Origin of the sequence: Streptomyces sp. NRRL WC-3605 (assembly GCF_001509795.1) — a bacterium.
In the GTDB taxonomy this organism is placed as follows: domain Bacteria; phylum Actinomycetota; class Actinomycetes; order Streptomycetales; family Streptomycetaceae; genus Streptomyces; species Streptomyces viridochromogenes.
In genome coordinates this window covers 60,553-82,377 of sequence record NZ_LLZN01000057.1, presented here as the reverse complement: position 1 = coordinate 82,377, position 21,825 = coordinate 60,553, and the positions used below count along the sequence as shown (strand labels likewise).

14 protein-coding genes are annotated in these 21,825 nt (G+C 71.4%); 10 read left to right on the top strand and 4 right to left on the bottom strand.

Features of this window, described 5'->3' with window-relative positions:
• Nucleotides 1-130 precede the first annotated feature (130 nt).
• The 6 genes from mtrA to ADL34_RS18250 all read left to right on the top strand — a co-directional run bounded on the left by mtrA (nucleotide 131) and on the right by ADL34_RS18250 (nucleotide 7,992).
• Nucleotides 131-820 carry a two-component system response regulator MtrA gene (mtrA, locus tag ADL34_RS18275; RefSeq protein WP_015659998.1) on the top strand — a complete coding sequence of 230 codons (690 nt, stop codon included), beginning with the start codon at nucleotides 131-133 and terminating at the stop codon, nucleotides 818-820.
• A 1-nt stretch (nucleotide 821) separates the two neighbouring features.
• Nucleotides 822-2,900 (top strand): MtrAB system histidine kinase MtrB, encoded by a 2,079-nt coding sequence (gene mtrB, locus ADL34_RS18270; protein ID WP_062668805.1) that lies wholly within the window; start codon nucleotides 822-824, stop codon nucleotides 2,898-2,900.
• The gene (locus ADL34_RS18265) at nucleotides 2,890-4,725 is read left to right on the top strand and encodes an LpqB family beta-propeller domain-containing protein (RefSeq protein WP_062668804.1); all 1,836 of its coding nucleotides are present in this window, start codon (nucleotides 2,890-2,892) and stop codon (nucleotides 4,723-4,725) included. Before mtrB ends, ADL34_RS18265 begins: the two co-directional genes overlap by 11 nt.
• 327 nt (nucleotides 4,726-5,052) lie before the next feature.
• Complete coding sequence (locus ADL34_RS18260; RefSeq protein ID WP_062668803.1) at nucleotides 5,053-6,039, top strand: ComF family protein; 987 nt, start codon at nucleotides 5,053-5,055, stop codon at nucleotides 6,037-6,039.
• A gap of 315 nt (nucleotides 6,040-6,354) precedes the next feature.
• A complete protein-coding gene (hpf, locus tag ADL34_RS18255; RefSeq protein WP_062668802.1) occupies nucleotides 6,355-7,047 on the top strand; it encodes a ribosome hibernation-promoting factor, HPF/YfiA family in 693 nt (230 codons plus the stop codon).
• A 198-nt stretch (nucleotides 7,048-7,245) separates the two neighbouring features.
• Nucleotides 7,246-7,992, top strand: a complete 747-nt coding sequence (locus ADL34_RS18250) for a response regulator (RefSeq protein WP_062668801.1) — start codon at nucleotides 7,246-7,248, stop codon at nucleotides 7,990-7,992.
• A gap of 24 nt (nucleotides 7,993-8,016) precedes the next feature.
• Here ADL34_RS18250 and ADL34_RS18245 read toward each other — a convergent pair whose 3' ends face one another.
• Together ADL34_RS18245 and ADL34_RS18240 are read right to left on the bottom strand one after the other, a co-directional pair.
• The gene (locus ADL34_RS18245; RefSeq protein ID WP_062668800.1) at nucleotides 8,017-9,189 is read right to left on the bottom strand and encodes a winged helix-turn-helix domain-containing protein; all 1,173 of its coding nucleotides are present in this window, start codon (nucleotides 9,187-9,189) and stop codon (nucleotides 8,017-8,019) included.
• A gap of 73 nt (nucleotides 9,190-9,262) precedes the next feature.
• Nucleotides 9,263-9,844, bottom strand: coding sequence for a GNAT family N-acetyltransferase (locus ADL34_RS18240; protein WP_062668799.1), 582 nt, complete (start codon nucleotides 9,842-9,844; stop codon nucleotides 9,263-9,265).
• Nucleotides 9,845-10,137: 293 nt separating this feature from the next.
• On the opposite strand from ADL34_RS18240, the gene secA reads away from it, so the two are divergent.
• A complete protein-coding gene (gene secA / locus ADL34_RS18235) occupies nucleotides 10,138-12,987 on the top strand; it encodes a preprotein translocase subunit SecA (protein ID WP_062668798.1) in 2,850 nt (949 codons plus the stop codon).
• 249 nt (nucleotides 12,988-13,236) lie between these two features.
• Here secA and ADL34_RS18230 read toward each other — a convergent pair whose 3' ends face one another.
• The gene (locus ADL34_RS18230) at nucleotides 13,237-13,830 is read right to left on the bottom strand and encodes an Rv3235 family protein (protein ID WP_062668797.1); all 594 of its coding nucleotides are present in this window, start codon (nucleotides 13,828-13,830) and stop codon (nucleotides 13,237-13,239) included.
• A gap of 335 nt (nucleotides 13,831-14,165) precedes the next feature.
• On the opposite strand from ADL34_RS18230, the gene ADL34_RS18225 reads away from it, so the two are divergent.
• Nucleotides 14,166-14,678, top strand: coding sequence for a DUF6912 family protein (locus tag ADL34_RS18225; protein ID WP_062668796.1), 513 nt, complete (start codon nucleotides 14,166-14,168; stop codon nucleotides 14,676-14,678).
• A 143-nt stretch (nucleotides 14,679-14,821) separates the two neighbouring features.
• Nucleotides 14,822-15,487, top strand: coding sequence for an HAD family hydrolase (locus ADL34_RS18220; RefSeq protein ID WP_062668795.1), 666 nt, complete (start codon nucleotides 14,822-14,824; stop codon nucleotides 15,485-15,487).
• Nucleotides 15,488-15,650: 163 nt separating this feature from the next.
• Here ADL34_RS18220 and ADL34_RS18215 read toward each other — a convergent pair whose 3' ends face one another.
• Complete coding sequence (locus ADL34_RS18215) at nucleotides 15,651-16,217, bottom strand: DJ-1/PfpI family protein (protein ID WP_062668794.1); 567 nt, start codon at nucleotides 16,215-16,217, stop codon at nucleotides 15,651-15,653.
• 670 nt (nucleotides 16,218-16,887) lie between these two features.
• On the opposite strand from ADL34_RS18215, the gene ADL34_RS18210 reads away from it, so the two are divergent.
• Nucleotides 16,888-21,822: an NAD-glutamate dehydrogenase gene (locus ADL34_RS18210; RefSeq protein ID WP_062668793.1), complete on the top strand. Its 4,935-nt coding sequence runs from the start codon at nucleotides 16,888-16,890 to the stop codon at nucleotides 21,820-21,822.
• The last annotated feature ends 3 nt before the right edge of the window (nucleotides 21,823-21,825 follow it).

The window sequence follows — 21,825 nt, the reverse complement described above, 5'->3', positions numbered from 1 at the left end:
GGGGGTCAAACCCCTCCAAAGGTCACGCACTGTGTGGGGGACGAGGGCAGACAGTGCGGATGACCTACGACTAAGGTCGCTGGTCGGTGACCTATCTCACCACTGCCTTCGCCACCGTTATGAGAATGGGATGATGTCGTTTATGAAGGGACGAGTCCTTGTCGTCGACGACGACACCGCACTGGCCGAGATGCTCGGCATTGTGCTGCGTGGTGAAGGTTTTGAGCCGTCTTTCGTAGCCGACGGCGACAAGGCGCTGGCCGCGTTTCGCGAGACCAAGCCCGATCTGGTGCTGCTCGATCTGATGCTTCCCGGCCGGGACGGCATCGAGGTCTGCCGCCTGATCCGGGCGGAGTCCGGCGTGCCGATCGTGATGCTGACGGCGAAGAGCGACACGGTCGACGTCGTCGTGGGCCTGGAGTCCGGTGCCGACGACTACATCGTGAAGCCGTTCAAGCCGAAGGAGCTCGTCGCCCGGATCCGGGCGCGGCTGCGGAGGTCGGAGGAGCCGGCGCCGGAGCAGCTCGCCATCGGTGACCTGGTCATCGACGTGGCGGGGCACTCCGTGAAGCGGGACGGGCAGTCCATCGCGCTGACGCCGCTGGAGTTCGACCTGCTGGTCGCGCTGGCCCGCAAGCCGTGGCAGGTGTTCACGCGTGAGGTGCTCCTGGAGCAGGTCTGGGGCTACCGGCACGCGGCCGACACCCGGCTCGTGAACGTCCACGTCCAGCGACTGCGTTCCAAGGTCGAGAAGGACCCCGAGCGCCCGGAGATCGTCGTGACCGTCCGCGGTGTCGGATACAAGGCAGGGCCGAGCTGACATGTCCCAGGACAGTGCCGCTACGGCCCCCGGTCGGACCGGGACCCGTCGGGAGCGGCCTGTCGGCCGGAAGACGGCGGGTTCCCGCTGGGGGCGGTTTCTGGAAGGCGGGTTGCTGCAAGGAGGGGTCCAGGGCAGCCCGGTCCTCCGTCTGCTGCTGCGCTGGGTGCGCCGGCCGTTGCTGCCGGTCATGCGGCTGTGGCGGCGCAACATCCAGCTCAGGGTCGTCGTCTCGACCCTGGTGATGTCGCTGGGCGTCGTCCTGCTGCTGGGCTTCGTCGTCATCGGGCAGGTCCGCAACGGCCTGCTGGACGCGAAGGTGAAGGCGTCGCAGAGCCAGGCGACCGGCGGGTTCGCGGCGGCCAAGCAACGGGCCGACGAGTTCGCGGCGGGTTCCGCCGACGACGGGGCCGCGGCGGACGAGCGGTCCCGGCAGAACGTCATCCAGTGGATGAGCGACACCGTCTCGTCGCTGTCCAGCGGCGGCCAGGGCGCCTTCGAGGTCGTGACGCTCCCCGCCGCCGCGGGCAGCGAGACCGGGGGGCGCGGCCGGCGTGCCTCCGGCGGGGTCGACCCGAGCGCGAGCGTGCCCGAGGCGCTGCGGGAGCGGATCGACGGCGCCAACGGCGTCTTCCAGAGCTACACCCGCATCGTCTACCAGCCGAGCGCCCACAAGGAGTCCCAGCCGGGCCTCGTGATCGGCAAGCAGGTCAGCGACCCCAACGGCGACCAGTACCAGCTCTACTACCTCTTCCCGCTCACGCAGGAGGAGAAGTCGCTCAGCCTCGTCAAGACGACGCTCGCGACCGCCGGGCTCTTCGTCGTCGTCCTCCTCGGCGCCATCGCGTGGCTGGTGGTGCGCCAGGTCGTCACGCCCGTACGGATGGCGGCGGGGATCGCCGAGCGGCTGTCGGCCGGGCGGCTCCAGGAACGGATGAAGGTCACCGGCGAGGACGACATCGCCCGCCTGGGTGAGGCCTTCAACAAGATGGCGCAGAACCTCCAGGTGAAGATCCAGCAGCTGGAGGACCTGTCGCGGATGCAGCGCCGGTTCGTCTCCGACGTGTCGCACGAGCTGCGCACCCCGCTGACGACCGTCCGGATGGCGGCCGACGTCATCCACGAGGCGCGCGAGGACTTCGATCCGGTGACCGCTCGGTCGGCGGAGCTGCTCGCGGACCAGCTGGACCGCTTCGAGTCGCTGCTCGCCGACCTGCTGGAGATCAGCCGCTTCGACGCCGGTGCCGCCGCGCTGGAGGCGGAGCCGATCGACCTGCGGGAGGTCGTGCGGCGCGTCGTCAGCGGCGCGGAACCGCTCGCCGAGCGCAAGGGAACCCGGATACGGGTCGCCGGTGACCAGCAGCCCGTCGTCGCCGAGGCGGACACGCGCAGGGTGGAGCGCGTGCTGCGCAACCTGGTGGTCAACGCCGTCGAGCACGGTGAGGGCCGGGACGTCGTGGTCAAGCTGGCGGCGGCCGGCGGAGCGGTCGCGGTCGCGGTGCGCGACTACGGCGTCGGGCTCAAGCCCGGCGAGGCGACCCGTGTGTTCAGCCGTTTCTGGCGGGCCGACCCGGCCCGCGCGCGGACCACGGGCGGTACCGGTCTCGGCCTGTCCATCGCGCTGGAGGACGCGCGGCTGCACGGCGGCTGGCTCCAGGCGTGGGGCGAGCCGGGCGGCGGTTCGCAGTTCCGGCTGACACTGCCGCGCACGGCCGACGAACCGCTGCGGGGCTCACCTATACCCCTGGAACCGAAGGACTCGCGGCGCAACCGCGGCCTGGACGACGCCGGTCTGCCCTCCGGGGGCAAGTCGGCGACGGTGCCGGCCCAGCCGCAGGGCGAGCAGGGGCCGCTGCGGCCCGCGCGCGACCCGATCGGGCCGCGGCAGAGCGCGGCGCCCAAGGCCGACCCGACGGCGTTGCCCGGCAACGGTGCCCGGGTGGTGCCCCGGCCCGCGTCGGGCACGCGGCGGCTGGACGACACCATCGGTGAGCAGCCCGGCGAGAGAGCCGTGCCGGGTGAGGGGGCCGGGAAGGCCGAGGAGTCGGAGAAGCAGGGGGAGACAACTCGTGGGCGCTGACCGCAAGCGGGCCGCCCGGCGGCACGGACCGGGGCGCGCGGCGGCCTTCGCGGCCTGCGGAGCCGTCCTGCTGGCCGGGTGCGCATCGATGCCCGACAGCGGTGATCTGCGTGGCGTGGAGTCCACGCCCCGGCAGGAAGCGCAGGTGCGGGTCTTCGCCGTTCCGCCGCACGAGGACGCGTCGTACTCGGAGATCGTCACGGGCTTCCTTGAGGCGCTGACCAGCGACGACCCTGACTACGAGATAGCCCGCAAGTACCTGACCCCGCAGGCGTCGGCCAAGTGGCACCCGCTGCGGTCCACGACCGTCCTCGCCGACGGCCCCGGCGCCCAGCCCGACCGGCTGAGCCGGGAGGAGACGGACAGCCTGTCGTACACGCTGACCGGCACGCGCGTCGCCACGGTGGACGCGGAGCAGTCGTACGCGCCCGCCGACGGCGACTACCGCGAGAGCATGCACCTCGCCCGGGACAAGAAGACCCGCCAGTGGCGCATCGACGTGCCGCCGCGCGGGGTCGTCATGGGCCGGTCGGACTTCCAGCGCAACTACCTGTCGGTCGACCGCTACTACTTCGCCACGGGCACCGGAGCCGGGACGGCCCCGCACACGGCCGCCGTCGCCGACCCCGTCTACGTGCGCAGGAACGTCGATCCGGTGACCGAGGCGGTGCGCTCGCTGCTCCGCGGGCCCACGCGCTGGCTCGACCCGGTGGTCCGTTCGAGCTTCCCGACCGGTACGGCGCTGCGGGCCTCGGAGTCGCTGACACCGGACGACCAGAACAAGCTGACGGTGCCGCTGAACGGCAAGGCGGCGCGGGTGGGCGTGGACAAGTGCCGGGAGATGGCCGCCCAGCTGCTGTTCACCCTCCAGAACCTCACTCCCACGATGGACGAGGTCGAACTGCGCGCGGGCGACCGGCAGCTGTGCCACCTCACCGCGGAGGACGCCGAGGACATCGCCGTGCGGGGCTCGGTGAAGCGTGCCGACTACCTGTACTTCCTCAACGACAAGCACCGGCTGGTACGGCTGGCGGCGGCGACCGACGACACCGAGCCGACCCCGGTGCCGGGCGCCCTCGGGGAGGACGTGCAGCTGGGGTCGGCGGCCGTCTCGCGCGACGAGGACATGGCCGCCGGGGTCGGACTCGACGGCAAGAACCTGTACGTCGGGGCCCTGGTGTCGGGCGGCCCGCTCGGGGAGCCCGAGCTGACCAGCGCGGGTCCGTCCGCCGGGAAGCGGCTGTCGGCGCCCAGCTGGGACGCGCAGGGCGACCTGTGGGTGGCCGACCGCGACCCCGGCAAGCCGCGCCTGCTCCTGCTGAAGAAGGGCGTGGACGACCCGGTCGAGGTGAAGACCCCGCCGGGCCTCGAGGGCCGGATCGAGTCGGTCCGGGTGGCCGCCGACGGTGTCCGTGTCGCGCTCGTCGTGAAGGACGGCGAGAAGTCCTCCCTGCTCATCGGGCGGATCGAGCGAGGCGATGACGGAGGGGCCGGCGACGGCTCCGGTGTCTCCGTGCACGAACTGCGCTCCGCGACGCCCGAGTTGGAGGAGGTCACGGCCATGTCGTGGGCCGGGGACAGCCGGCTCGTCGTGGTCGGCCGCGAGAAGGACGGCGTGCAGACGATGCGGTACGTGCAGGTGGACGGCTCCACCCCGGAGGGGCCCGCGCCGGCCGCCCTCAGCGGCGTCAAGGAGATCACCGCGTCCGAGGACGCGCGGCTGCCGCTGGTCGGGTACTCGGAGGACGGGATCGTACGGCTGCCGTCCGGGGCGCAGTGGCAGAAGATCGTCACGGACGGGACGGCGCCGGTCTACCCGGGCTGATCCGTGAGCGCCCGTCCGGTTTCCGGGCGGGCGCCGGGCGGGACCCGGCACCGGGTTTTGTGTTCGGGGCGGTCGCTTTCGCCCCGGACGGATTGCGTACGGCCTTCGGCCGGTTTTCGCGGGCGCGCGCCTCGCTTGTTTCCTCAAAGGTGCTCGGGGCGCTCGGGGGTGCTCGGAGGGTGTCGGATCAATTTCCGATTCCGTGGGGAGTGAACGGAATTCGGTCCGGCCGGCGGGAAACCGGTTCCGGAAGTGACTCCTGCTTTTCCACAGGCGGTTATCCACAGGGGTGGCCGGTCCGTGCCGTCCGTTGGCAGAGTGGAGGCCATGCGGGGGTGGTGGCAGGACCTCACCGATCTGGTGCTGCCGGCCGAGTGCGGAGGCTGTGGGAGGCCTCGTACGGTGCTCTGCCCGGAGTGCCGTGCCGTCCTGACCGGGACCGCGCCGTGCCGGGTGCGACCGGAGCCGGAGCCGCCCGGGCTGCCCGTGGTGCACGCGGCGGCCCGGTACACGGACGAGGTGCGGGCCGTGCTGCTGGCCCACAAGGAACGCGGCGCCCTGGCCCTGGCGGCACCGCTCGGGGCGTCGCTGGCGCGGGCCGTGCGGGCGGGACTGCGCGACAGCGGGGACGCCGACGGCCCCGGGGCGTCCCTCGTCGCCGGTGGGGACGGCTCCGTGCTGCTCGTGCCTGTCCCGTCGGCGCGGGCGGCGGTGCGGGCGCGTGGCCACGATCCGGCCCGGCGGATCGCGCTCGCGGCGGCGGGCGCGCTGCGGCGGGGCGGGACGCCGGCACGGGTGGCCGCCGTCCTGCGGCAGGCGCGCGGGGTGGCCGACCAGACGGGGCTCAGTTCCCGGCAGCGGCTGGTCAATCTGGCGGGCGCGCTCTCCGTCGTCCCCGGCGGCGGGCGGCTGCTCGCCGGGGGCGGGACCGTGGTGCTGGTCGACGACCTGATGACGACGGGGGCGTCCCTGGCGGAGTCGGCGCGCGCCGTCCGGGAGGCCATGGGGGCCGGGCGGGTGGGCGACGACCTGGGATTCCGCTCGGCCGGCGGCCGCTCCGTCCGAACGGGGGAGGGCTGGCGCGCGTATGGAGGAGGGCACGAGGGGAACGGGGAGACCGGTGACGCGTCAACGGCCGTGTATCGCGTGGGAAGCCGGGAAGGCAGAGGGGAAGACAGTGCCGGATGGACGGAGGATGCGGTGCGGCGAACACGAGGCACGCCGGGAATCGACGGCCGCGGACGGGCCGGTTCCACGATCCGCGCGGCCGTGGTCGCCGCCGCCCCTGATTCTTTCGAAATAAACCGGAACTGACAGGGAAGTTGCATCGTTGCAGGTGACGAGAGGATCAATTCACCTGAACGGAGGTACACGCCAGTAGAGGGTGACGACATCCCTCCGGGCGAGATATGTTCGGTTGTGAGGGAAAGGCGCAGGCCATCCCCGCAGTATCCGAATGCCGTGCCGCGGGTTTTGAACCATCGCCCCCGGCCGTGGGGTGGAGATCTTGCCCATGGGGGAGGAGGAGGTGGAAGTCGCCGAGTCCGAGGTTCCGGGGCCTACCGGAGCCTGGTGCAAAAGGGAGATGCTCCGCCGTCGGAGCGGAGCGATCCGGGAACGGAGTTCTGCGTGGACATCGTCGTCAAGGGCCGCAAGACCGAGGTGCCCGAGCGGTTCCGCAAGCACGTGGCCGAGAAGCTGAAGCTGGAGAAGATCCAGAGGCTCGATGCCAAGGTGATCAGCCTCGACGTCGAGGTGTCCAAGGAGCCCAACCCGCGACAGGCCGACCGCTGCGACCGGGTGGAGATCACCCTGCGTTCCCGCGGTCCGGTGATCCGGGCGGAGGCCGCGGCCAGCGACCCGTACGCGGCGCTCGACCTCGCGGCGGAGAAGCTGGACGCCCGGCTGCGCAAGCAGCACGACAAGCGGTTCTCGCGCCGGGGCGCACGCCGGATCACAGCGGCCGAGGTGCCCGACCACGTCCCCGGTGCCGCGACGCTGAACGGCAACGGGCAGACCTTCGAGACCGAAGAGCCGGACGCGATTCCCACCAAGAAGATCGGCTCGCTCGAGGTGAAGGGCGAAGGCCCGCTCGTCGTGCGCGAGAAGACCCACGTCGCCTCCCCGATGACCCTCGACCAGGCCCTCTACGAGATGGAGCTGGTCGGGCACGACTTCTACCTGTTCGTCGACTCCGAGACGAAGGAACCGAGCGTCGTCTACCGGCGCCACGCCTACGACTACGGCGTCATCCACCTGAGCACGGACCCGATGGTCACCGAGGCGCAAGCACCAGCGGCCGGTGGCACGCTGGGCGGCTGACCCACCCGGCCGACGGCTGAGCGGTGCCCCTGGAGCGCGTGTGCGCCCCCAGGGGCACCGGTGTGCGACCACTTCGCGCCCCGCACGTCACCGCACTGTCGGCCAGGCATGGAATCATGACCGGACGGCCCAACCGATGGGCCACTGCCTTGGGTTGGCGATGGCATGCGACCAGCCACAGCCTCAGGGGGAGGAACCATGACGGACAGCTTCGGACCGATGCGGGACGAGGACGCCGACGGTGATGTCGTCGGCGCGGGCCCGGACGCGGGCTCTCCGCGCAAGGAGCCGATCAGAGTCCTCGTCGTGGACGACCACGCCCTGTTCCGCCGTGGGCTGGAGATCGTGCTCGCCGCCGAGGAGGACATCCAGGTGGTGGGAGAGGCGGGCGACGGCGCCGAGGCCGTCGACAAGGCCGCCGACCTGCTGCCCGACATCGTGCTGATGGACGTCCGCATGCCCCGGCGAGGCGGCATCGAGGCCTGCACCTCCATCAAGGAGGTGGCCCCCAGCGCGAAGATCATCATGCTGACGATCAGCGACGAGGAGGCCGACCTCTACGACGCCATCAAGGCGGGCGCGACCGGCTACCTCCTCAAGGAGATCTCCACGGACGAGGTCGCCACCGCCATCCGCGCCGTGGCCGACGGACAGTCCCAGATCAGCCCGTCCATGGCGTCGAAGCTGCTCACCGAGTTCAAGTCGATGATCCAGCGGACGGACGAGCGCCGGCTCGTGCCCGCGCCGCGCCTCACCGACCGCGAGCTGGAGGTGCTCAAGCTCGTCGCCACCGGGATGAACAACCGGGACATCGCCAAGGAGTTGTTCATCTCGGAGAACACCGTGAAGAACCACGTGCGCAACATCCTGGAGAAGCTGCAGCTGCACTCCCGGATGGAGGCCGTGGTCTACGCGATGCGGGAGAAGATCCTCGAGATCCGCTGACCGGCCGGGCGGCGGCCTCGCCGGTCACGCCATCAGGCGGGCGAGCTCCCGGGCGAGCGGCTCGCGCAGCTCCGGGGTGTCGACGCGCTCCACCCGCGCGTCCGTGCAGTCGACCCAGCCCGCCGCCTCGGCCAGCGCCTGCGCCACCGCCGGCACCGCCTTCGGGCCGGCCAGCGAGACCTGCTTCGCCACCAGGGTGCGGCCCTCCCGGGCCGGATCGACCCGGCCGACCAGTCGGCCGCCGGCCAGGACCGGCATGGCGAAGTACCCGTGGACGCGCTTCTGCCGGGGGACGTACGCCTCCAGACGGTGGGTGAAGCCGAAGATCCGCTCCGTGCGCGCCCGCTCCCAGATCAGCGAGTCGAACGGCGACAGCAGCGTCGTACGGTGACGGCCGCGCGGCGGTGTGCCGAGCGCCGTCGGGTCCGCCCAGGCCGGCTTGGCCCAGCCCTCCACCGTCACCGGCACCAGCCCCGAGTCGGCGATCACGGCGTCGACCTGCTCGCCCTTCAGACGGTGGTAGTCGGCGATGTCCGCGCGGGTGCCCACCCCGAGCGCCTGACCCGCCAGGCCGACGAGGCGCCGCAGGCATTCGGCGTCGTCCAGGTCGTCGTGGAGGAGGGACGCGGGGATGGCGCGCTCGGCCAGGTCGTACAGGCGCTTCCAGCCGCGGCGCTCGACGCAGACCACCTCGCCGTACATCAGGGCGCGCTCGACGGCGACCTTCGCGCCCGACCAGTCCCACCACTCGCTGGTGCGCTTGGCACCGCCCAGCTCGGTCGCGGTCAGCGGGCCCTCGGCGCGGAGCTGCTTGATCACCTGGTCGTAGGCGCCCTCGGGGAGCTCGTGGTTCCAGTGCGGGCGGGCGCGGTAGGCGCGGCGCCGGAACGCGAAGTGCGGCCACTCCTCCACGGGCAGGATGCACGCGGCGTGCGACCAGTATTCGAAGGCGTGTGTGTCGGTCCAGTAGGCCGCCTCGACCGTCTTGCGGCCGACCGCGCCCAGGCGTGCGTACGGGACGAGTTCGTGACTGCGGGCCAGTACGGAGATGGTGTCGAGCTGGACCGCGCCGAGGTGCCGCAGGACGCCGCGGACACCGCCCCGGCGGTCGGGGGCGCCGAGGAAGCCCTGCGCGCGGAGGACGATACGACGGGCCTCGTCGGCCGAGAGGTGGAGGGTGGGGCGCGGGGTCGTCATGGTGCGCACCTTAGGGCGTGGCACTGACACTCGGGCGTGAGCTGGGACTTCTCCCGGGACGGGCACGGCGGGTCTACGACGGCGGGCGTCCCGCGGGCAGATAGGGGGCCGCGGACGGCAGCCCCAGGTCGGACGGGAGCAGGGAACCCACCCAGCAGTCGCGGCGCACACCCCGTTGGATGAGGGCGGAGCGCAAGGTGCCCTCGACGGTGAAACCGGCGCGCTCGGCGACCGCGCGGGAGGGCCCGTTGCCCACCTCGGCGCGCCACTCGACACGGTCCACCCGCAGATCGGAGAAGGCCCAGCGGGAGGCGGCGAGCACCGCCTCGGTGACATGGCCGCGGCCGCGATGCCGCTTGGTGCCCCAGTAGCCGATCTCGACGGAGCTCATGGAACGCATCGTGAGGCCGATCATGCCCGCCAGGTCCCCGTCGCGGGGGAGGAACAGCCCCCAGGTGAACATCGTGCCGCTGCGCCAGCCGTCCGGGACGAGCTCGTGCGTGAAGCTGTGGGCGTGCTCGCGTAGATAGGGGGACGGGATGGTGGTCCAGCGCTGGATGTCGGGATCCTGGGCCGCCTCGTACACGGCGTCGGAGTCGCCCGGGCCGACGGTGCGCATCAGGAGGCGGCCGGTGGTGAGCGTGACGGGTTCCATCGGCCGATTCTCCTCAATGGCGCCCGGGGCGCGCCATCCGATGAGCGGCGAACGGCGACACGGCCGCGGTGAGTGAGCGCGCGACCGCGTTCGGCACAATTCGTCGGCGGAACGCGGCACCATCCGGCACCCCTGGCCGTTGTCCCCTTTGACGGAGATTTGAAGCAGCTGAGGCCCGGCGCCCCCGGCAGGCTCCCGACGCGGCGGGGTCCTCGCATACGATGGCCGTTGCTCAGTCAAGTCAGAAGGAAAACCGACCGTCCCAGGCCCGACCGGCAAGGAGACCAACCCCCGTGTCCGTCCTCTCGAAGATCATGCGTGCAGGCGAAGGCAAGATCCTGCGCAAGCTGCACCGCATCGCGGACCAGGTCAACTCCATCGAAGAGGACTTCGTCGACCTCTCCGACGCCGAGCTGCGGGCCCTCACCGATGAGTACAAGCAGCGCTACGCCGACGGCGAGACCCTGGACGACCTGCTGCCCGAGGCCTTCGCCACCGTGCGCGAGGCGGCCAAGCGCGTCCTGGGCCAACGTCACTACGACGTGCAGATGATGGGTGGCGCGGCGCTCCACCTCGGCTACGTGGCCGAGATGAAGACGGGTGAGGGCAAGACGCTCGTCGGCACGCTCCCCGCGTACCTGAACGCGCTGTCCGGCGAGGGCGTCCACCTCATCACGGTCAACGACTACCTGGCCGAGCGCGACTCCGAGATGATGGGCCGCGTCCACAAGTTCCTGGGCCTGAGCGTCGGCTGCATCCTCGCCAACATGACGCCGGCCCAGCGCCGCGAGCAGTACGCCTGCGACATCACCTACGGCACGAACAACGAGTTCGGCTTCGACTACCTCCGCGACAACATGGCGTGGTCGAAGGACGAGCTGGTGCAGCGCGGCCACAACTTCGCCATCGTCGACGAGGTCGACTCGATCCTCATCGACGAGGCCCGTACGCCGCTGATCATCTCCGGCCCGGCCGACCAGGCCACCAAGTGGTACGGCGACTTCGCCAAGCTGGTCACGCGCCTCAAGCGCGGCGAGGCCGGCCAGCCGCTCAAGGGCATCGAGGAGACCGGCGACTACGACGTCGACGAGAAGAAGCGCACCGTCGCCATCCACGAGTCGGGCGTCGCCAAGGTCGAGGACTGGCTGGGAATCGACAACCTCTACGAGTCGGTCAACACCCCTCTGGTGGGCTACCTGAACAACGCCATCAAGGCGAAGGAGCTCTTCAAGAAGGACAAGGACTACGTCATCATCGACGACGAGGTCATGATCGTCGACGAGCACACCGGACGTATCCTCGCCGGCCGCCGTTACAACGAGGGCATGCACCAGGCCATCGAGGCCAAGGAAGGCGTGCCGATCAAGGACGAGAACCAGACGCTCGCCACGATCACCCTCCAGAACTTCTTCCGCCTCTACAAGCGGCACGACCACAACGGCAAGGAGATGCCGGGCCTGTCCGGCATGACCGGTACGGCGATGACCGAGGCCGCCGAGTTCCACCAGATCTACAAGCTCGGTGTGGTGCCCATCCCGACCAACCGGCCCATGGTCCGCAAGGACCAGTCCGACCTCATCTACCGCACCGAGGTCGCGAAGTTCGAGGCGGTCGTCGACGACATCGTCGAGAAGCACGAGAAGGGCCAGCCGATCCTCGTCGGCACGACGTCGGTCGAGAAGTCCGAGTACCTGTCCCAGCAGCTCAGCAAGCGCGGTGTGCAGCACGAGGTGCTCAACGCCAAGCAGCACGACCGTGAGGCGATCATCGTCGCCCAGGCCGGGCGCAAGGGCGCGGTCACCGTGGCCACCAACATGGCCGGCCGTGGTACGGACATCAAGCTCGGCGGCAACCCCGAGGACCTCGCCGAGGCCGAGCTGCGCCAGCGGGGCCTGGACCCCGAGGAGCACATCGAGGAGTGGGCGCACTACCTGCCGGCCGCCCTGGAGCGGGCCGAGCAGGCGGTGAAGGCCGAGAAGGACGAGGTCGAGAAGCTCGGCGGCCTGTACGTCCTCGGCACCGAGCGGCACGAGTCGCGCCGGATCGACAACCAGCTGCGCGGTCGTTCCGGCCGTCAGGGCGACCCGGGCGAGTCCCGCTTCTACCTGTCCCTCGGTGACGACCTGATGCGCCTGTTCAAGGCCCAGATGGTCGAGCGCGTGATGTCGATGGCGAACGTCCCGGACGACGTGCCGATCGAGAACAAGATGGTCACGCGCGCGATCGCCTCCGCCCAGTCGCAGGTCGAGACGCAGAACTTCGAAACCCGTAAGAACGTCCTGAAGTACGACGAGGTCCTCAACCGCCAGCGCGAGGTCATCTACGGCGAGCGCCGCCGCGTCCTGGAGGGCGAGGACCTGCACGAGCAGGTGCAGCACTTCATGGACGACACCATCGACGCCTACGTCGCCGCGGAGACCGCCGAGGGCTTCGCCGAGGAGTGGGACCTGGACCGGCTGTGGGGCGCCTTCAAGCAGCTCTACCCGGTGAAGGTCACCATCGAGGAGCTGGAGGAGGCGGCCGGCGACCGCGCCGGGCTCACCGCTGACTTCATCGCCGAGTCCATCAAGGACGACATCCGCGAGCAGTACGCGGCCCGTGAGGCGCAGCTCGGCTCCGAGATCATGCGGGAGCTGGAGCGCCGGGTCGTGCTGTCGGTCCTGGACCGCAAGTGGCGCGAGCACCTCTACGAGATGGACTACCTCCAGGAGGGCATCGGCCTGCGCGCGATGGCGCAGAAGGACCCGCTGGTCGAGTACCAGCGCGAGGGCTTCGACATGTTCACCGCCATGATGGAGGGCATCAAGGAGGAGTCCGTCGGCTACCTGTTCAACCTGGAGGTCCAGGTCGAGCAGCAGGTCGAGGAGGTCCCGGTCGAGGACACCAAGCCGGTGGCGGACCTGGAGAAGCAGGACGCGGTGCCCGCGCAGGCGGGCGCCCGCCCCGAGATCCGCGCCAAGGGCCTGGAGGCGCCGCGCCGTCCGGACCGGCTGCACTACACCGCGCCCAAGGTCGACGGCGAGGGTGACATCATCGAGGGCGACTTCGACAACGGCGACGAGCCGGTGCGTTCCGAGGCCGACGGCCTCACGCGCGCGGAGCGCCGCAAGCAGGCGCGCGGCGGCCGCCGCCGCAAGAAGTAACCGGGACGCGCGTCGGCGCGTCGACGGTCACAGCGGTCGGCAGGGCCGGGCCTCCTTCGGGAGGACCCGGCCCTTCGCCGTGTGCGGCCGTGGCCGCCATGGCAGCCATGGCCGCCATGGCAGCCATGGCGGGGTGGCGGGCCTGGCGGGCCGGACGGCGGGCGGCGGGGCGCCGGTGTGACGCCAGGGCTCGCCACGCTCCGGGCGGCGCCTGACCGCCCTTGCACACGGCCGCACGGCCCCCTTCGCTCAGTCGTCCTCGCCGCGCGGCGCGCGGGGACCGCCCAGTTCCACCGCTGTGCAGCGCCAGCGGAGGTCGGGGCCCTGTTCCAGGCGGAAGGCCATCGCACGGAGCTGGTCGCCGGCGCCGATGCGGGCGAAGACCTCGACGGCACCCGGGCGGGGCTCGAACCAGCCGAGGTCCCGGACGACCGGGCGGGTGCCCCGGGTGCGCAGCGGGCCGCGCTCGGCGAGGTGGGCGAGGTCGTCGTAGGCGCGGCCCGCGGTGTGGCGGAGCATCGAGTGGACGGGGCGCTGGCCGCTCAGGACGAGGAGCAGGCGGTCGGCGAAGACGTCGGTGGGGCGCGGGTGGGGGAGAGGTCCCGCGGTACCGGCCGTTCCCCGGCTCGGGACGGTGGCCGGGCGGCTGTCCGCGGGCCGGGTGCGGGACCGGGGCGGGGTGGCGCCGGGGGAGCCTGGGGGCCGGGCGCCCGGGGAGGTCGTACGGGAGGTGCCGCCGCTCGGTGTGCGGGGCGGGGAGCCGGCGGGCCGGCGGGTGTCACGGCGGGCCGGCGGACGGCTGCCGGGGCGGTGCTGGACGGCCCTGGTCATGACCTTGTTCATCGAGTCCCCGATCGGCGGGCCCGGCGCATACCGGGCGGTAACTTCGTGCTCGCTGATCTTGTACGGGGTCGCCCGGGGCGGCGGCAAGGAAGCGGGAGCCCGGGTCGGAGCAGCCGGAAGGTTCACCTATCAGGGTGACGGGCGGGCGCTCGGGCCCGTGTCGGCGGGGCGGTACCGGGTGAATCGGGGGACGGAGGTGGACGCGGGCGGAAGAGGTGACGGGGACTCGAAAGGGGACGTCCCCACGTATCCTGAAGGCCGCCTCGGACGGCGCGGAAGCGGCCCGCCCGAGGCGGTGTCGAGCCACACGAGCGAGTGCGAGAAAGCGGTCAGTCATGCGCGTCTACGTCCCCCTGACCCTCCCCGGTCTCGCCGAGGCGTACAAGACGGGTGATCTGGGGACCGGGCTCGTCGCGTACGCGGTCACCCCGGGCCTGCGCGAGTGGTATCTCTCCGACGACATCGAGGAGCTGGAGTACGCCGCGCTGAACCGGGCCGCCATGGCCTCGCTGCGGCTGCTCGCGGCGGACCCGGGCGCGCGGCGCCGCCGGGTCGTGGTCGCCGTCGACGTGCCCGACGGGGCGGCCGTCGCCGACCCGGACCGCGGGCTGGACCCGTCGGCGCTGGGCGAGGTGCGGGTCTCCGGGGGCGTACGGCTGGCCAAGGCCGCCGCGGTGCACGTGGACGCCGACGACGCCGAGGCGGACGTGGCGGCGGCCGCGGCGGCGCTGGAGGCGGCGGACGGCGGGGACGACGACGCCCAGTTCGTCGTGGACGGCGCCGAGGACCACGAACTGCTCTGGTTCGCCACGCAGGAGATCCCGAACCTGGTGGACCTCCCGGACTGACCCGGTCGCGCGCCGGCCTCCCGGCGCTCCCGGTCGTCGGCCTGCTCTCGAGCGCTCCCGGTCGCGCGGCCTGCCCCCGAGTGCTCCCGGCCGGTGACCTGCTCCTCTCTTGATTGTCGGTGCGGCCGGGTACGGTTCTGGACATGGGGAAGCAGTCAGGGGCGCACATCGTCTGGGACTGGAACGGGACGCTGTTCCACGACAACGACGCCATCATCGGGGCGACCAACGCGGCCTTCGGGGAGCTGGGGCTCGCCCCGATCACGATCGAGCAGTACCGGGCGATGTACTGCGTACCGGTGCCGAAGTTCTACGAGCGGCTGCTCGGCCGGCTGCCGACGGACGCCGAGTGGGAGGTCATGGACGTGACCTTCCACCGCCACTACGCCGAGCACCGGGTGTCGTGCGGGCTCACCGAGGGCGTGGGGGAGCTGCTGTCGGGCTGGCGGTCGGCCGGGCGCAGCCAGTCGCTGCTCAGCATGTACACGCACGACGAGCTGGTGCCACTGGTGCGGGGGTTCGGGATCGAGGCGCACTTCCTGCGCGTCGACGGCCGGGTCGGGCCGTCCGGGGGCAGCAAGGCCGAGCACATGGTGCGGCACATCGAGGCGCTGGCGGGCGTGGACCCGACGCGCACGGTGGTGATCGGGGACGCCGCCGACGACGCGGTGGCCGCGCTGCACGTGGGGGCGCGGGCCGTGCTCTACACCGGCGGCTCGCACAGCCGCGCGAGCCTGGAGACGGTTGGCGTGCCGGTCGTGGACTCGCTCGCGGAAGCCGTCGCCGAGGCGGAGCGGCTGGCCGCCTGAGGCGGGCCCGGCGCGGGCCCCGCCCCAGAACGGCGGCCGGCCTCACAACGGTGGCCGCCCCTGAAGCAGCGGCCGACCCGAGGCGGGGCCGGTCCCGGAGTGCCCTACGTCAGACCAGTACCCGACGTCAGACCGGTGCCCGGCCTCACACAGCTGCCCGGCCTCAGCTCACCGGCGCCTTCGCCCGCAGCACCGTCAGGAACTCACGCATCCACGCGGAGTGGTCCGGCCAGGCGCGGGACGACACCAGGGTGCCGTCGACGACCGCCTCGGCGTCCTGGAAGGTGGCGCCCGCGGCCTGCATGTCCAGCTCCAGGGCCGGATAGGCCGTGACACGGCGGCCGCGCAGGGTGTCGATCGCTGCGGTGAGCAGGGGACCGTGGCAGATCTGCGCGACCGGCTTGTCGGAGTCGAAGAACGACTTCAGGATCTTCCGCAGCTCCGGATCGTTGCGCAGATACTCGGGCGCCCGGCCGCCCGGGACCACGACGGCGACGTACGCGCCGGGGTCGACCTCGGAGAAGGCGAGGTCGGCCGGCCAGGTGTAGCCGGGCTTCTCGGTGTAGGTGTCGAAGCCGGGTTCGAAGTCGTGCACGACGAACCGCAGCTTCTTGCGGGTGGGCGCCGCGATGTGGACCTCGTAGCCCTCCTCGCGCAGGCGCTGGTAGGGGTAGAGGACCTCCAGCGACTCCGCGGCGTCGCCGGTGACGATGAGGATCTTCGCTGTCATGCCGGGCTCCTCTCCTTGCCGGGCCGGCGGTTCTGTCCGGCCGGCCTGTGGGCAACGTGCCGCCGCGCGCGGGACGTGGCAAGACCGTGCGGCGGGGAGACGACCGCTCTTTTCGGACACGGGCCGCGTACGGACGGCCGGATTCCGGTGCCGTCCCGCGGCTCCCGTGCCGCCGCGTCTGCTCACCAGGCTGCCCCCGGGTGTCCCGCCCCGCCAGTTACGCCCCGCCCGCCCGGTTCGCCCCTGTGCAGAACGTCAAAGTTCACCCCCCGGTTTTGTACACATACGGCTCATGACGGGCCCCCTGTGCGGGGCGATAGCCTGGGTGGCGTGATCAGCGCGATAGCTCGCGGGGGCGACGATGCCCCTGCCCCGCGCCCGGCGACCACGGAGGACATCCGTGACCGGGCGGCGCTCGCTGGTCTTCACGGGCGGGAGGGGGGTGTACGGGCCCCCGGGACGCGATCGGTCCCCCGGGCCCGGGTGCCGCGGAGAGCGGCGTCACACCCCTTGGGCAGCTCAAGAATGGCTCATATACCCCCGCTCATCTCACCTCTCGGCATAGCGTCGAAGCAGACCGGACACCCCGCGTCGCGGCGTCACGCCGGAGGGGAAGAGACCGTACTTCCTTCAACGTCACGCAACGGCGCGCGACAGGAGCCAGAGGACAATGCAGACCAAGCTGGACGAAGCCAAGGCCGAGCTGCTCGAACGGGCCGCCCGGGTAGCTGAGAACAGCCCGGTCGGGGGGCACCTACCGACCGGGACCAAGGGCGAGGGCGGTTCCGGCACCCCGGACCACGACAAGGTGCTCTCGTTCCTCCAGCGCTACTACCTGCACACCGCCCCGGAGGACCTGCTCGACCGCGACCCGGTCGACGTCTTCGGAGCCGCTTTCTCGCACTACCGGCTGGCCGAGAACCGCCCGCAGGGCACGGCCAACGTCCGGGTCCACACGCCGACGGTCGAGGAGAACGGCTGGACGTGCAGCCACTCCGTCGTCGAGGTCGTCACCGACGACATGCCGTTCCTGGTGGACTCCGTCACCAACGAGCTGACCCGGCAGGGGCGGGGGATCCACCTGGTCATCCACCCCCTCGTCGTCGTCCGCCGCGATCTGACCGGCAAGCTCATCGAGGTGCTGCCCGCGGCGCCCGCCGGGGACCTGCCGCACGACACGCACATCGAGTCCTGGATCCACGTCGAGATCGACCGCGAGACCGACCGCGGCGACCTCAAGCAGATCACCGCCGACCTGCTCCGCGTCCTGTCCGACGTCCGTGAGGCCGTCGAGGACTGGAGCAAGATGCGGGACGCGGCCCTGCGCATGGCCGACGAGCTGCCGGGCGAGCCCCACTCCGACCTGCGCGAGCAGGAGATCGAGGAGGCCCGCGAGCTGCTGCGCTGGCTGGCCGACGACCACTTCACCTTCCTCGGCTACCGCGAGTACGAGCTGCGCGAGGACGACTCGCTGGCCGCCGTGCCGGGCACCGGCCTGGGCATACTGCGCTCGGACCCGCACCACTCCGAGAACGACGCCCACCCCGTCAGCCCGTCCTTCGAGCGGCTGCCCGCCGACGCCCGCGCCAAGGCCCGCGAGCACAAGCTGCTCATCCTCACCAAGGCCAACAGCCGGGCCACCGTCCACCGGCCGTCGTACCTCGACTACGTCGGCGTGAAGAAGTTCGACGAGAACGGCGAGGTCGTCGGCGAGCGCCGCTTCCTGGGTCTGTTCTCCTCGGCCGCCTACACCGAGTCCGTGCGCCGCGTTCCCGTGATCCGCCGCAAGGTCGACGAGGTGCTCAGCGGCGCCGGCTTCTCGCCGCACAGCCACGACGGACGCGACCTGCTCCAGATCCTGGAGACCTACCCGCGCGACGAGCTCTTCCAGACCCCGGTCGACGAGCTTCGGGGCATCGCCACGTCGGTCCTCTACCTCCAGGAACGCCGCCGCCTGCGGCTGTACCTGCGCCAGGACGAGTACGGCCGCTACTACTCGGCCCTCGTCTACCTCCCCCGCGACCGCTACACCACCGGCGTGCGCCTGCGGATCATCGACATCCTGAAGGAGGAGCTCGGCGGCATCAGCGTCGACTTCACCGCCTGGAACACCGAGTCGATCCTTTCCCGGCTGCACTTCGTGGTCCGCGTCCCGCAGGGCACCGAGCTGCCGCAGCTGTCCGACGCCGACAAGGAGCGCATCGAGGCCCGGCTGGTGGACGCCGCCCGGTCCTGGGCCGACGGCTTCGCCGACGCGCTGAACGCCGAGCTCGGCGAGGAGCACGCGGCCGAACTGCTGCGCCGCTACGGCAACGCCTTCCCCGAGGGCTACAAGGCCGACCACGGCCCGCGCTCCGCGGTCTCCGACCTCGTCCACATCGAACAGCTCACCGAGGAGAAGGACTTCTCGCTGAGCCTGTACGAGCCGGTCGGCGCCGCCCCCGAGGAGCGCCGCTTCAAGATCTACCGGAAGGGCGCGGCCGTCTCGCTGTCCGCCGTCCTGCCGGTGCTCAGCCGGCTCGGTGTCGAGGTCGTCGACGAGCGGCCGTACGAGCTGCGCTGCTCCGACCGCAGCGTCGCCTGGATCTACGACTTCGGTCTGCGCATGCCGAGCCAGGCCGCCGCCGCCGACTACGCGGGCGACGACGCGCGTGAGCGCTTCTCGGAGGCGTTCGCCGCCACCTGGACCGGCAAGGCCGAGAACGACGGCTTCAACGCCCTCGTGCTGAGCGCCGGGCTGACCTGGCGGCAGGCCATGGTGCTGCGGGCGTACGCCAAGTACCTGCGGCAGGCCGGGTCGACCTTCTCGCAGGACTACATGGAGGACACCCTCCGCCACAACGTCCACACGACCCGGCTCCTCGTCTCCCTGTTCGAGGCGCGGCTGTCGCCGGACCGCCAGCGCGCGGGCCGCGAGATCGTGGACGCGCTGCTCGAGGAGCTCGACGCGGCCCTGGACCAGGTGGCGAGCCTGGACGAGGACCGGATCCTGCGGTCCTTCCTCACCGTCATCAAGGCGACGCTGCGCACCAACTTCTTCCAGGAGGCGGCCGCGGGCGAGCCGCACGACTACGTCTCCATGAAGTTCGACCCGCAGGCCATCCCGGACCTCCCGGCGCCGCGCCCGGCGTACGAGATCTGGGTGTACTCGCCGCGCGTCGAGGGTGTGCACCTGCGCTTCGGCAAGGTCGCCCGCGGCGGTCTGCGCTGGTCCGACCGGCGTGAGGACTTCCGCACGGAGATCCTCGGCCTGGTCAAGGCGCAGATGGTGAAGAACACCGTGATCGTGCCGGTCGGCGCCAAGGGCGGCTTCGTCGCCAAGCAGCTGCCCGACCCGGCCGTGGACCGGGACGCCTGGATGGCGGAAGGTATCGCCAGCTACCGGACGTTCATCTCGGCGCTGCTCGACATCACCGACAACATGGTGGCCGGCGAGGTCGTGCCCCCGGCGGACGTCGTCCGGCACGACGGGGACGACACCTACCTCGTCGTCGCCGCCGACAAGGGCACCGCGAAGTTCTCCGACATCGCCAACGAGGTCGCCGAGTCCTACAACTTCTGGCTCGGGGACGCCTTCGCCTCCGGCGGTTCGGCCGGCTACGACCACAAGGGCATGGGCATCACCGCCCGGGGCGCCTGGGAGTCCGTCAAGCGGCACTTCCGCGAGCTCGGCGTCGACACGCAGAGCGAGGACTTCACGGTCGTCGGCGTCGGCGACATGTCCGGTGACGTGTTCGGCAACGGCATGCTGCTCAGCGAGCACATCCGGCTGGTCGCCGCGTTCGACCACCGGCACATCTTCATCGACCCGACCCCGGACGCGGCGACCTCCTACGCCGAGCGCCGGCGCCTGTTCGAGCTGCCGCGCTCCAGCTGGGAGGACTACGACCCCTCGCTGCTGTCGGCCGGTGGCGGCGTCTTCCCGCGCAGCGCGAAGGCCATCAGCGTCAACGCGCACATCCGCGAGGCCCTGGGCATCGAGGGCAAGGTCGCCAAGATGACCCCGGCCGAGCTGATGAAGGCCATCCTCCAGGCCCCGGTGGACCTGCTGTGGAACGGCGGCATCGGCACCTACGTCAAGGCCAGCACCGAGTCGAACGCCGACGTCGGCGACAAGGCGAACGACGCCATCCGGGTCGACGGCGCCGACCTGCGCGTCAAGGTGGTCGGCGAGGGCGGCAACCTGGGCCTGACCCAGCTCGGCCGGATCGAGTTCGCCCGGAGCGGCGGCCGGATCAACACCGACGCCATCGACAACAGCGCGGGCGTGGACACCTCCGACCACGAGGTGAACATCAAGATCCTGCTCAACGGCCTGGTCGCCGACGGCGACATGACGGTCAAGCAGCGCAACAAGCTGCTCGCCGAGATGACGGACGAGGTCGGCCGCCTGGTCCTGCGCAACAACTACGCGCAGAACACGGCGATCGCCAACGCCCTCGCCCAGTCCGGCGCCATGCTCCACGCCCAGCAGCGCTTCATGAAGCACCTGGTCAGGGAGGGGCACCTGGACCGTGCGCTGGAGTTCCTGCCCACGGACCGGCAGATCCGCGAGCGCCTGAACTCCGACCACGGCCTGACCGGCCCGGAGACGGCCGTGCTGATGGCGTACACGAAGATCACGGTCGCCGAGGAGCTGCTGCACACCTCGCTGCCGGACGACCCGTACCTGAGCACGCTGCTGCACTCCTACTTCCCGACGGCGCTGCGCGAGCGGTTCCCCGAGCACCTCGTCAGTCACCCGCTGCGCCGTGAGATCACCACGACCGTGCTGGTCAACGACACGGTCAACACGGGCGGTACGACGTATCTCCACCGGCTGCGCGAGGAGACCGGGGCCTCGCTGGAGGAGATCGTCCGGGCGCAGACGGTGGCCCGCGCGATCTTCCGCTCGGCGGAGGTGTGGGACGCGGTCGAGGCGCTGGACAACAAGGTCGAGGCCGCCGTCCAGACCCGCATCCGGCTGCACTCGCGGCGCCTGGTCGAGCGCGGCACGCGCTGGCTGCTGAACAACCGGCAGCAGCCGCTCGCGCTCGCGGACACGGTCGACTTCTTCTCCGACCGGGTGGAGCAGGTGTGGTCGCAGCTGCCGAAGCTGCTGCGCGGCGCCGATCTGGACTGGTACCAGCAGATCCACGACGAGCTGACCGATGCCGGGGTGCCCGTCGAGCTGGCCCAGCGGGTCGCCGGGTTCTCCTCGGCCTTCCCGACGCTCGACATCGTCTCGGTGGCCGACCGTATGGGCAAGGACCCGATGGACGTCGCCGAGGTCTACTACGACCTCGGTGACCGGCTGCACATCAGCCAGCTCATGGACCGGATCATCGAGCTGCCGCGGTCCGACCGCTGGCAGTCCATGGCCCGCGCCTCCATCCGCGAGGACCTGTACGCCGCCCACGCGGCGCTGACCTCGGACGTCCTGGCGGTCGGCGACGGCACCGCGACGCCCGAGCAGCGCTTCGAGGCGTGGGAGCGCAAGAACGCGGCGATCCTGGGCCGGGCGCGTACCACGCTGGAGGAGATCCGCGGCTCGGACGCGTTCGACCTGGCCAACCTCTCGGTGGCGATGCGCACCATGCGCACGCTGCTGCGGTCGCACACCTGAGCC